Source organism: Nocardia sp. NPDC050413 (assembly GCF_040655475.1).
In the GTDB taxonomy this organism is placed as follows: Bacteria; Actinomycetota; Actinomycetes; order Mycobacteriales; family Mycobacteriaceae; genus Nocardia; species Nocardia coubleae.
Window position 1 is genome coordinate 146595 of the sequence record NZ_JBFAJZ010000011.1, and the last position, 11328, is coordinate 157922.

The 11328-nt window shown below is 70.1% G+C and carries 10 protein-coding genes; 4 read left to right on the plus strand and 6 right to left on the minus strand.

Translation table 11 applies throughout. The features are described 5' to 3' along the window. Nucleotides 1–64: 64 nt before the first annotated feature. Nucleotides 65–1396: a lipase family protein gene (locus AB0I19_RS23700; RefSeq protein WP_357151224.1), complete on the plus strand. Its 1332-nt coding sequence runs from the start codon at nt 65–67 to the stop codon at nt 1394–1396. 74 nt (nt 1397–1470) lie between these two features. Here the strand turns inward: AB0I19_RS23700 and AB0I19_RS23705 are convergent, their stop codons facing one another. The 5 genes from AB0I19_RS23705 to AB0I19_RS23725 form a co-directional block, all read right to left on the minus strand. Further along, a complete protein-coding gene (locus tag AB0I19_RS23705; protein WP_357151226.1) occupies nt 1471–1728 on the minus strand; it encodes an HPr family phosphocarrier protein in 258 nt (85 codons plus the stop codon). 43 nt (nt 1729–1771) lie between these two features. Then, nucleotides 1772–3937: a fructose-specific PTS transporter subunit EIIC gene (locus AB0I19_RS23710; RefSeq protein WP_357151228.1), complete on the minus strand. Its 2166-nt coding sequence runs from the start codon at nt 3935–3937 to the stop codon at nt 1772–1774. Nucleotides 3938–3982: 45 nt separating this feature from the next. Next, nucleotides 3983–4966, minus strand: a complete 984-nt coding sequence (locus tag AB0I19_RS23715; RefSeq protein WP_357151230.1) for a 1-phosphofructokinase family hexose kinase — start codon at nt 4964–4966, stop codon at nt 3983–3985. Further along, nucleotides 4963–5730, minus strand: coding sequence for a DeoR/GlpR family DNA-binding transcription regulator (locus AB0I19_RS23720; RefSeq protein ID WP_357151298.1), 768 nt, complete (start codon nt 5728–5730; stop codon nt 4963–4965). The genes AB0I19_RS23715 and AB0I19_RS23720 overlap by 4 nt, the downstream gene beginning before the upstream one ends. A 280-nt stretch (nt 5731–6010) precedes the next feature. Then, entirely contained in the window at nt 6011–6220 is a 210-nt protein-coding gene (locus AB0I19_RS23725; protein WP_067637281.1) for a hypothetical protein, read from the minus strand. 122 nt (nt 6221–6342) lie between these two features. On the opposite strand from AB0I19_RS23725, the gene AB0I19_RS23730 reads away from it, so the two are divergent. Both AB0I19_RS23730 and AB0I19_RS23735 read left to right on the plus strand, forming a co-directional pair. Further along, on the plus strand, nt 6343–7512 hold the full coding sequence (locus AB0I19_RS23730) for an alpha-hydroxy-acid oxidizing protein (RefSeq protein WP_357151232.1): 1170 nt from the start codon (nt 6343–6345) through the stop codon (nt 7510–7512). Nucleotides 7513–7649: 137 nt separating this feature from the next. Beyond that, complete coding sequence (locus tag AB0I19_RS23735; protein ID WP_357151234.1) at nt 7650–8411, plus strand: DUF6319 family protein; 762 nt, start codon at nt 7650–7652, stop codon at nt 8409–8411. Nucleotides 8412–8415: 4 nt separating this feature from the next. Here AB0I19_RS23735 and AB0I19_RS23740 read toward each other — a convergent pair whose 3' ends face one another. Beyond that, the gene (locus tag AB0I19_RS23740; RefSeq protein WP_357151236.1) at nt 8416–9918 is read right to left on the minus strand and encodes a GGDEF domain-containing protein; all 1503 of its coding nucleotides are present in this window, start codon (nt 9916–9918) and stop codon (nt 8416–8418) included. A gap of 264 nt (nt 9919–10182) precedes the next feature. Here AB0I19_RS23740 and galK point away from each other — a divergent pair, with 264 nt between their 5' ends. Then, nucleotides 10183–11295 carry a galactokinase gene (gene galK / locus AB0I19_RS23745; RefSeq protein WP_357151238.1) on the plus strand — a complete coding sequence of 371 codons (1113 nt, stop codon included), beginning with the start codon at nt 10183–10185 and terminating at the stop codon, nt 11293–11295. Nucleotides 11296–11328: the final 33 nt, after the last annotated feature.

The window sequence follows — 11328 nt, forward strand, 5'->3', positions numbered from 1 at the left end:
GCCTCGATGGCCGCGTGGGGTCGACCGCCCCACGATCCGGCTGATGCTCCTGGGGAGGGACCACATGTCGCGGCCCGGTAGTTTGCGAACCTGCGCGATCACCGCGCTCGCCGTCGCGGCGGCGCTCACGGCAGCCCCGGCCTGGGCAGGGCCGTCGCTGGTCGACGACGTCCTGCCCGCCCCGTCGCTGCCCGCGGCGTCCACACAATTGATCAAGGACCTTCCCGCCGACGTCGCCGCCCTGTGGCAAGCCACCCGCGCCACCCCGACCGGCGACACCCTGTTCGACGCCTGGCCCGCCGACCTCGCGGACCGGCGCCCGGGGGAGATCATCGAACAGCGCGATGTGACTGCCACGGCGGCGCCGTTCGCGGTCGTGCCGATCCAGCAGGCCGTGCTGCTGAAGTTCCGCACCACCGACTCGCGCGGCGCGCCGTCCTTCGCGACCGCGACCCTGCTCATTCCCACAACCGCACCCCCGTCCGGAACGACCAGGCAAGTGGTGGTCAACGCCCTGCCGATCAACTCGCTCGGCGCGTCCTGCACGCCGGGATACGGGCTCGCCCACGGTGCCCACCCGAAATTCAACATGGGCGACCTCTTCCCGCCGACGATGGCCTGGGCGCTGAACCGGGGCCATGCGGTGCTCGTGCCGGACCACGAGGGACCGTTGATGGCGTACGCGGAGCCGACGGTCGCCGGGCACGCGGTGCTCGACGCGATTCGCGCGGTGCGTGCGGTGCGTCCCGAGGTATTCGGCGACAGCCGGTTCGCCGTCGGCGGGTACTCCGGCGGCGCGATCGCCGCCTACGGCGCCGCCGTGCTGCAACCCGAATACGCACCCGAACTCGGCGACGCGCTCGCCGGGGTCGCTATGGGCGGCCTGATCAGCGACTATCCCGCCATCGCCGCCCGCTTCAACGGCAGCTTCGCCTCCGGAATCCTGATGGCCGCGGGCTTCGCCGTCGCCCGCGAACACCCCGCCCTGCTCGCCCAGCTGAACCATCTCGGTCAGTGGGTGGCGACCTCACCGATCCGCGACCTCTGCGGTGACAGCAACGGCCCGCTCGGTCTGCTCGGCCTGCCGGTGGACGTCGGGATGTCACCACCGAACCCGCTCGCCTCCGACGCGATCCGGGAGATCTTCACACGCACCGACCTGAGCGGCCGCACCGCCGACGCGCCGCTGTACATCTATCACGGGCAATTCGATTTCGGCGTACCACCGGAACAGGGTCTCGCCGTCGCCAGGCGGCACTGCGCCGGCGATACGCAGGTGGTCTTCCGGTCGTTGCCCACCGAACACAGCCTCGGGATGATGGCCGGCTGGCCCGGTGCGATGGAGTGGATGGATGCCCGGCTGACCGGGACACCGGCGCCGCGGGAGTGCCCCTGACCGTGGCCGGGCGGGCAAAAGCCGACGGCGCCGCCCCTGGGGGGGGTCGGCGCCGTCGGCGGTAGAGCGTGTGGTCAGGCGTCGAGGTCGCTGGCCACCAGTTCCGCGATCTTGTCGAGCGTCGGCTGATCGTCGGAGCTGATGACGACCTCCGCGCCCTGACCCGCGCCGAGGGTCATGATCATCAGCGCCGACCCGGCATCGACCGGATCGCCGCCCGCGAGCGCGATGGTGACGGGCACGCCCGCCGCCCCCACCGCCTCCGCGATCAGGGCAGCGGGGCGCGCGTGCAGGCCGACCGACGAGCCGACGGTGACGGTGGTGCTTGGCATGAGTTTCTCCTTGTTGTGCGAGGTGATGTTGTGCGAGGGTGACTTACGCGGTGGCCAGAGCGGGTGACTTCTTGCCGGTGAACTCCTTGGCGAGGGTGACGCAGGCGGCGCCGACGACGGTGCCCGCGAGCACCGACACGATGAACCACAGCACGTGGCCGATGGCGAAGAACACGAAGATCCCGCCGTGCGGTGCGCTCAGCGTGACCTCGGTGGCCATGACCATGCCACCGGTCACCGCGCCGCCGACCATCATCGACGGCAGCACCCGCAGCGGGTCGGCCGCGGCGAACGGGATGGCGCCCTCGGAGATGAACGAGGCGCCGAGCAGCCAGGCCGCCTTGCCGTTCTCCCGCTCGGCCTCGGTGTAGAGCCGGGGCCGCAGCGTGGTCGACAGCGCCATCGCGAGCGGCGGAACCATGCCCGCCGCCATCACCGCGGCCATGATCCGCAAGGTGGTGTTGTCGGTGACCGACAGGCCAGCGGCGGCGAACGAGTAGGCCGCCTTGTTCACCGGGCCGCCGAGGTCGAAGCACATCATCACACCGAGGATCACCCCGAGCGCGATCGCCGAACTACCCGAAAGACCACCGAGCCAATCGGTGAGCGCGTCGGTGACCGCCGCCAACGGCTTGCCGAGCAGCACGAACATCAGCACACCGACGATCAGCGAGGCCAGCAGCGGAATCACCACCACGGGCATCAGCCCGCGCGCCCACGTGGGGACGGGCAGTTTGCTCACCCACAGCGCCGCGAAACCACCGATCAGACCGCCGACGAGGCCGCCGAGGAAGCCCGCGCCGACGACGAGGGCGATCGCACCCGCCGTGAAGCCCGGTGCGAGACCGGGCCGGTCGGCGATGGCGAAGGCGATGTACCCGGCCAGCGCCGGAACGAGGAAGCCGAACGCGAGCACACCGATCTGGTTGAGCACGGCGGCGAAATAGGTGGCCAGACCGCCGTCGGGCAGGTCGGTGAGCGAGTTGTTCAGCACGATGTCTTTGGCGCTGTCGGAGATCTCGTAACCGCCGAGCAGGAAACTCAACGCGATCAGCAGGCCACCCGCCGCGACGAACGGGATCATGTAGCTCACACCGGTCAGCAGGATCTGCCGCAGCCGCGTACCCCAGCCGATGCCCTTGGCCGCCTGCTCACCTGTCGCGGGTGCTGCCCCGCCGACCGTGGCGGCGCCGGGGGTCCGTGCGGCCGCGACCGCCTCGGCGATCATGGTGTCCGGTTCGTTGATGGCCCGCTTCACGCCGGATTCGATGACCGGTTTCCCCGCGAACCGGCTCCGATCTTTCACTCCCACATCGGTGGCGAAGATGACCGCGTCGGCGCCGGTGATGGTTCCCGGATCGAGTTTGTCTCCACCGCTGGATCCCTGGGTCTCCACCGCGAGGTCGACGCCTGCCCGCTCCGCGGCGGCGGCGAGGGAATCGGCGGCCATATAGGTGTGGGCGATGCCGGTCGGGCACGCCGTGACCGCCACGATCTTCGTCGGTGCTCCCGCGTCGGCGGTCTCACTCGTGTCGCTTCGACGAGTCGTGACGTCGGCACCCGCCGCACCACCCGTCGCCGCTTTATTCAGGTCGGTCGCGTCAGCTGGGGTGACCGCGTCACCGCTCGATGCCGCATGACCGGCGGCATCGGGTGAGTTACCTCCATCGGACGCGGAAGTCGCGCCCGCGACGGACGATGAGGCAGTGGCCGCACCCGCACCGACAGCATCAGTCGTGTCGGCTGTCGCCGCAGGCGGATTGATGACCCCATCGACCAACGCGACAACCTCGGCGGGTGTGGCGGCCGAGCGAAGGTCGTTGACGAAGGCAGGGCGGACCAGCGCCCGTGCCAGGGACGACAGCAGCTTCATGTGGTCCGCACCCGCGCCTTCGGGGGCGGCGATGAGGAACACCAGGTCGGCCGGTCCGTCGGGTGCGCCGAAGTCGACGCCGGGCGAGAGCCGGGCGAAGGCGAGCGAGGGGGCGGTGACGGCAGCGGCCCGGCAGTGCGGGATGGCGATGCCGCCGGGTAATCCGGTCGCCGATTGGGCCTCCCGGTTCAGCGCGGCCTCGCTGACGGCGCCTGCGTCGGTGGCCCGGCCCTGCGCGGCCAGGGTGCCCGCCAGTGCGGTGATGACCGATTGCTTGTCGGCGCCGAAGTCGGCGTCGAGCGTGACCAGGTCTTGGGTGATGATCGAATCGGCCATCGTCGTGTCTTTCCGGTGTCGGGTGGAGCGGGATCGAACGGGAGGTCAGCTGGTCGCGGTGTCGCCCAGTGCCTTCGGCAGCGCGTCCGGGAGCGGGTGGGCCATGACGGCTTCGAGCAGGATGTCGGCGGGGCCCGGCAGTTCCGTACCGGGCAGCGCGGTGGCGGCGCTGCCGTAGGCGACGGCGGCGCGCAGCCGATCGGCCGGATCGAGGCCGGCCAGATCGGCGAGCAGGTACCCGGCCAGTGCGGAATCGCCGGCACCGACCGTGCTGCGCGCGACGATCGGCGGCGCACCGGCGAACCAGGCGCCCTCGGCGGTGACCAGCACCGCTCCCGCCGCACCGAGGGTGGCGAGCACGGCACCGACGCCGTGCTCGATCAGTGACGTGGCCGCCTGCGCCGCGGCCGTGGGATTCTCGAGATCGCCAGCGTCAAGCCCCGTGAGCTGGGCAAGCTCCTCGCTGTTCGGTTTGATGAGATCCGGTGCGGCAGAACCCGGTTCGTCGAACAGGGCGAGCAACGGTGTTTCGGAGGTGTCGACCGCGATCCTGGCCGAGCCGGTGGCCGACAGCTCACCCACGAGCCGCGCGTACCAATCCACGGGCACACCGGGCGGCAACGAACCGGACAGCACGACCCACGAAGCGCCCGCGGCCGCTTCTGCCAGCGCGCCGGCGAGTGCGTCGAGTTCCGGCGCTCGCAGCGGATGCCCGGGTTCGTTGATTTTCGTTGTGGTGCCGTCGATTTCGGCGATCGTGAGATTGGTCCGTGGGGCGCCGACGGTCGGCACGGCACGGAACGCGATGCCCGCGCCGCGCAATCCGCTAACCACCGGGTCGTCCTCGGTGCCCGGCAGCACGGCGAGCGCGGACGCCCCGCCCGAGGTGAGCACGCGTGCCACGTTCACGCCCTTGCCGCCGGGCTGGGAGGTGACGTTCGCCGCGCGGTGCACCTGCCCTCGGCGCAGCGGTTCGGTGAGCGTCACCGTCCGGTCGACACTCGGGTTCGCGGTCAGTGTGACGATCATGCGAGCACCACTTCGATTCCCTCGGCGATCAGTTTGTCGTGTGCGGCGGACGGTATGTCGGTGTCGGTGACCAGCACGTCGATATCGGCGGTGGTACCGAAGCTCACGAAGTCCTCGCGCCCGATCTTGGAGGCGTCGGCGACGACGACCACGCGGTCGGCGGCCGCGATCATGGCCCGCTTCACGGCGGCCTCCTCAGGATCGGGGGTGGACAGCCCGTGTCGAACGGTGAGCGCGTTGGTGCCGACGAACGCGACGTCGACGCGCAATTCGCCCAGTACGCGCAGGGTTTCGGCCCCGACGGCGGCCTGGGTGACACCGCGCACGCGCCCACCGAGCAGATGCGTCCGCACCCCGGCGTACCCGGTGAGGCGTGTGGCGACGGGCAGCGAGTTGGTGACGGCGACCAGGTCCAGATCGACCGGTAGGGCGGCCGCGACCCGTGAGGTCGTCGTGCCCGCGTCGAACAGCACGCTGCCACCGGACGCGGGCAGGTAGCGCTGGGCGAGTTCGGCGATGCGGTCCTTCTCGGCGGCGCGGGTGCTGTCGCGTTCGACGGTGCCCAGTTCGATGGTGGTGAGCGCGCCCGCCCCGACCGCTCCGCCGTGCACTCGCCGGATCAGGCCGAGCCGGTCGAGTACGGCCAGGTCGCGGCGGACGGTTTCGGTGGTCACCCCGTATTTGTCGGCGAGTTCGGCGACGGAGACGCGACCGCGCTGCCCGACGAGGGTCGCGATGGCCTGTTGCCGTTCCTCGGCGTACATGGTTCCTCCGGTTCGTGAATGTGTACTCATGTTGTTTTATGCCCACTTGTGTGGCTTTGTCAACGACTTTTGGTGAGCCGAGTCACAATCGTTGCCGACGGGCATGACGAGGCCACGGCAACCGGGAGAAGGAGATATCCGCATAACGCGGGCAGAACACGAGGCGGCCGCACGATCGGGGCCCGGACGGGGCCGCGCGATGGGGCCTGCGCACGGCTGCGCGCTCTACGGCGCGGGAGCCGGAATGGTCGAGCGTCGAGCGCTCGGAATCAAGGGGAGGTCAGTCGAAGCCGAGGTCGCTGGTGAGCGGATCGCGTAACGCACCTTCGGCGGCGCGTAGTCGATCGGTGACGGAGGTGAGCAGATCCATCGAATCCTGGGACAGGCCGAGGGCGAGCCGGGTCAGGTGGCGCACGCGGTCGCAGTTGATGCGTTCGGCCAGTGCTACATCCGGATCGGCGGGAGCGGCCGAGTGTTCGACGACGGTCACGACAGGGGCACTCACAATCTCGGAACGCGCTGCTGGGGGTAGGTGCTGCCTACGTTGGAGTATGACGCACCTTACATGGCCCCGGCGGCGCGCGAGGGCGGGTCGCGTGCGAAAGTTCAGCGATGAGTCAGTTCGCCGACTATCAGAACGAGATCTATCTCACCGCGCTCGGGGGCGTTCTGCCCGAATTCCCCATGGACTACGCCACTCTCGAGCGTAAAGCCACCGCCGCCCTGCCCGATACGCTGCTGCATTACATCGCCGGTGGCGCCGGTGACGAGCTCACCCAGCGACGCAATGCCGAAGCCTTCGCCGACTGGGGGCTGCTGCCGCGCATGCTGGTCGGCGCGACCGAACGCGACCTCACCGTCAGCGCGTTCGGGCACACCTTCGCCAGTCCGTTGTTCCTGGCGCCGGTCGGTGTGATCGGTCTGGTCGGTGAACAGGGGCACGGTGACATCGCGATCGCCAAGGCATCGGCCGAAACCGGTGTGCCCGCGATGTATTCGACGCTGATGGAAGACCCCCTGGAAGAGGTTCGTCCGCACGCGGGCGACACCCCGTCGTTCTTCCAGCTCTACACCCCCAAGAATCGCGAACTCGCGGAAAGCCTCGTGCACCGCGCCGAAGCCGCGGGTTACGCGGGCATCACCGTCACCCTCGACACCTGGGTGCCAGGCTGGCGGCCCCGCGACCTGTCCAGCGGCAACTTCCCGCAGCTGCGTGGCCATGTACTGAAGAACTACACCAGCGACCCGGTGTTCCAGGCGATGGTCGGTTCCGACGACCCGAAGATGATTGTGCTGCACTGGGTTTCGACCTTCGGTCACTCGCTGACCTGGGACGACCTGACCTGGCTGCGCTCGCTCACCGACCTGCCGCTGATCCTCAAGGGCATCTCGCATCCCGACGACGCACGCCGCGCCATCGACCTCGGCGCCGACGGCATCTACTGCTCCAATCACGGTGGGCGCCAGGCCAACGGCGGACTGAGCGCGCTGGAAACCCTGCCCGAGGTCGCCGCCGCCTGCGATGGCCGGGTGCCGGTGCTCTTCGACTCCGGCGTGCGTTCGGGAGCCGACGTGGTGAAGGCGCTCGGGCTCGGTGCGACGATGGTCGGTATCGGCAGGCCCTACGTCTACGCGCTGGCTCTGGGCGGGGTACGCGGTCTGGTGCATCTGCTGCGGGCCTACGCCGCCGAGGCCGACCTGCTGCTGGCCGTCAACGGCTACCCCGACGTGGCCGCCGTGCGCGCCAACATCCGCCGGAGCATCCACGCCACTCGCGGCTGAGATCTTCGGCCCCAGAACCCGCTCGGGGGGCGGGTTTTGGGGTCCCGCCGACGGGCTCGGCCGGAACTTGTCGGTGGGGTGCGGCATCATCAGGGGCACACCACGCTCTAGCACGCACCAACCTCCCGGAGTCCACGATGTCCTCGCCGAGCACCAAGTCCGCATCCCGTCGATCAGCTCCTCCGGTTCTGTCCGAGGCCGAGCTCGCGCGCATCGCAGGCGAGCTGGCCGAGGGCAAACCTCCGATGGTGTGGTTCACCTCTGCGGCCGTCGGCATCGAGGAGGGCAAGTCCGGCAAGATCGTCGCGCTCGGTGACCCGGCCGACGGCGACTTCCTGCAGGTGCGCCCGACCGGTTCCAAAGATGTGCTCTCGTTCGGCCCGAGCGAGGTGACGCTGACCAAGCCGGCCCGCGGGACTACCGTTGCGCCCGGCGGCGCCAAGCCCGCCACGCACCACGTTCCCGAGCCGAGCAACCGAAAGGACACCCACGTGACCCAGCCCTCGTCTCCGCCGAGTGCCGCGCCGAAGCCCGCCGCGCCGCGTTCGCTCGCGCCCGTGCCCGACGAGGCCACCGCCGCAGCGAAACCGGCGGCGCCGCGTCCGGCCAAGGCTACGGCGGCGCGCAAGCCCAAGGCGCCCGAGGTCACCGTCACCCTCACCGGCACCGCCGACGGCGAATGGACCGTCGACGTCGTGAACGGCAAGAAGCGCAGCGTCAAGGGGCTCGCGGTGAACAGCGGTGCGGTCGCCCAGGCTGCCAAGATCCTGCACCCGGAGGTCGAGGAAGTGGTCGCGGGGATCCTGGAGGCCGCGCGGGAGGTGCAGCAGGCCAAGGTGGCTCAGCTGCAGGCCGAACTGGAGGCGGCCAAAAGGCTGCTCGCCGAACTAGGAGACTGACACCTCACACCGCCGTGCTCGTCGGGTCGGCGGCGCGGCGCAGTGCCCGCCGGAAACCCGGCCGGTGCATGTCGTCGTGAAAAGTCAGGCCGAGGCGGTGCTCCTTGGCGTGATACATGGCCGCGTCGGCCTCGCGGATCAGGTCGTAGACGGTGGTGTCGCTGGGCCGGGTGCGCACGCACGCCACCCCGATACTGGCGGTGATGGGGATTTCCCCGCAGCTCAGCTCGAAGGGCCGCACGAACGCGCCGAGCAGATGTTCGGCGAGGACCGCCGCCTCGGCGCGGGTGCGCGGGGAGAGGACGACGAATTCGTCGCCGCCGTAGCGGGCGGTCACGTCGGTGCGCCGCGCCGTGCGACGGATGCGGGACGCGGCCCGCGCGATCAGCTCGTCGCCGATCGCGTGGCCGTAACTGTCGTTGACCATCTTGAAGCCGTCGAGGTCGATGAACAGCAGGCACAATGGTTTTCCCGCCCACTGCGTGCGCAGCCGCTGCGGTGCGCGCAGCAGTGCGGCCCGGTTGAGCAGTCCGGTGAGCACGTCGTGGTCGGCCCGGTACTGGGCGCGGCGCTCGCTGAACTGACTGCGGGCGATGGCGCGTTCGCTGCGCACGAGCACCCCGACCAGCAGCGAGGTGAGCAGCAGGCAGATCACCATCCGGTCGCCCGTGCCGAGATCGGTGCCGACCACGCTCATCAGCGAGGCGCCGACCAGAGCCACCGCGATCACGCCCGCCCGCCTGCGCGAGCGGTGCGGATGGGCCTCGGCGCCGTCGCGGCTCACGTCCATGGTCGGGTGCAGCGCGGCCAGCCCCGCCAGCAGATAGGCCAGCTGGTGCGGCACCAGACCGAATGGGTTCTGGGTCGCGAGAAATCCTGCCGCCGAAAGACTTTCGACCACTCCCGAGACCAGCACTGCGAGCAGCGCCACGTGCAACAGCCGCAAGGCGATGTCGGACCGGGCGACGGTGACGAGCGAATGCGCCAGCGCCGTGAGCAGCAGCGCGTCGATCACCGGGTAGCTCGCGGCGATCACCGCGTCGACACCGGTGTTGTGGCGCAGAATCGGCGAGATCAGGAACGTCCACGAGGTCAGGAGCGCGCTGATGCCGATGAGAGTCGAGTCGAGCCAGGAGTCGCACGCACCGGTGAGCCTGCGCGGCTGCAACCAGCCGACGGCCGCGAGCGCGAGGCACACGTAGGCGGCCAGGGTGCTCAGATCGTCGGCCGGGTGCCAGGTGGTGTGCGTGTCCAGTTCACGGATCGTGGTGCCCGCGGCGAAAAGGGGGATGGACGTGGCGAGCAGACACCAGGGCAGTCGGTTGGCGGGCCGGAACCGGCGCAGGCCGACGCCGATCATCGTCAGACTGCCCGCGGCCACGATCAGGAGCAGCAGGAACGACAGGGGCCGGCCGCCGAGCAGTGGTGCGATCGCGATGACACCCACCGCGCCGAGCGAAGGCGTCCACCAGCGCGTACTACCCCGATGTGCTGTGCCGACCTTCATCAGATCCCCCTCGATCCGCCGCGACGCGCCGATGAAACGTGGAGCCGGGGAATTCGGTTCGGGGTGTCGGCCGAGGAGCACCGAGTGTCGTTGTCCGAGTGGAATTCCCGGCCGGCGGGCGCGCCGACGCTGAAAAACCTTTACAACTGAGTCGATCATGACACGTCCCGCGCCGTCGCGACAGGGATTCGGCTGCCGCACGGGTAGACGGTGTTTGATGGTCCGCAGGGGTGGTGTTCGGGGGGCGGTGAGAAGGGAGTGTGGGTGGACAGGTGGATCGCGCCGGGCCGGGTCAACATCATCGGCGAGCACACCGACTACAACGACGGGTTCGTGCTGCCGATCGCGTTGTCGCTCGGGGTGGTGTGCGCGGCCGGGGCGCGTACGGACGGCCGGGTACGGGTCGCTTCGGTGCAGCGGCCGGGCGAGGACGTCGAACTGGCCCTGGACGATCTTGCCGGGCAACGGGATCAGCTGCCCGGCTGGGCGCGTTATCCGCTCGGTGTGGTGGGCGAGTTCGTCGCGGGTGGGCGTCCGATCACCGGGGTCGATCTCCAACTCGACGGCGCGGTGCCGATCGGTGCGGGCCTGTCGAGTTCGGCGGCGTTGTGTTGCGCGGTGACCATAGCCCTGCGTGACCTGTTCGCGCCCGGCCTCGACGACCGGGCGATGGTGCGGATCGCGCGGGCGGCCGAGAACGGTTTCGCCGGTGTGCCGACCGGCATCCTCGACCAGTCCGCCGCCATCCTGTGTACCGAGGGCCACGCTTTGTTCCTCGATGTGCGTGCCTATCTGAACGGCGAAGCCGGTGCGGTGGAACAGATCCCGTTCGACCTGCGGGCCGCGGGGCTGGCGTTGATCGTCGCCGATACCGGTCATCCACACGACCTGGCCGACGGTGGCTACGCCGAGCGTCGCAACGAATGCGCGGCGGCCGCCGCCGTTCTCGGCGTCCACGCGCTGCGTGACGCCACCGAGCTGAACATGGCCCGGCTGCACGATCCGGTGCTGCGCCGCAGGGCGACCCACGTCGTCACCGAGAACGATCGCGTCCTCGACGTGGTCTCGCGGTTGCGTTCCGGTGCCGACCCGCGCGCCATCGGCCCGCTGCTCACCGCCTCCCACCGGTCACTGCGCGACGACTTCGAGGTCTCGACACCGGCGCTCGACCTCGCCGTCGACGCGGCGCTCGACGCGGGCGCCTACGGTGCGCGGATGGTCGGCGGCGGTTTCGGCGGCAGCGTGCTCGCCCTGGTGGAACGCGCCGATGCCGACCGGATCGGCGCCGCGATCGGGCGGCGCTTCACGGCGGCGGACCTGGCCGCGCCCCGGGTGATCACGGCCGAACCGGGGGCGGGCGCCCGCAAACTGGATTGAACGGTTGCCCAATTGTTCACCCCGTTTCGGGTG

Coding starts and splice junctions, on each gene's coding strand:
- AB0I19_RS23735 (WP_357151234.1), top strand. CDS start 7,650: ATGTCCTCGCCGAGCACCAAGTCCGCATCCCGTCGATCAGCTCCTCCG.
- AB0I19_RS23730 (WP_357151232.1), top strand. CDS start 6,343: ATGAGTCAGTTCGCCGACTATCAGAACGAGATCTATCTCACCGCGCTC.
- AB0I19_RS23705 (WP_357151226.1), bottom strand. CDS start 1,728: ATGCCAAGCACCACCGTCACCGTCGGCTCGTCGGTCGGCCTGCACGCG.
- AB0I19_RS23720 (WP_357151298.1), bottom strand. CDS start 5,730: ATGTACGCCGAGGAACGGCAACAGGCCATCGCGACCCTCGTCGGGCAG.
- AB0I19_RS23710 (WP_357151228.1), bottom strand. CDS start 3,937: ATGGCCGATTCGATCATCACCCAAGACCTGGTCACGCTCGACGCCGAC.
- AB0I19_RS23700 (WP_357151224.1), top strand. CDS start 65: ATGTCGCGGCCCGGTAGTTTGCGAACCTGCGCGATCACCGCGCTCGCC.
- AB0I19_RS23715 (WP_357151230.1), bottom strand. CDS start 4,966: ATGATCGTCACACTGACCGCGAACCCGAGTGTCGACCGGACGGTGACG.
- AB0I19_RS23740 (WP_357151236.1), bottom strand. CDS start 9,918: ATGAAGGTCGGCACAGCACATCGGGGTAGTACGCGCTGGTGGACGCCT.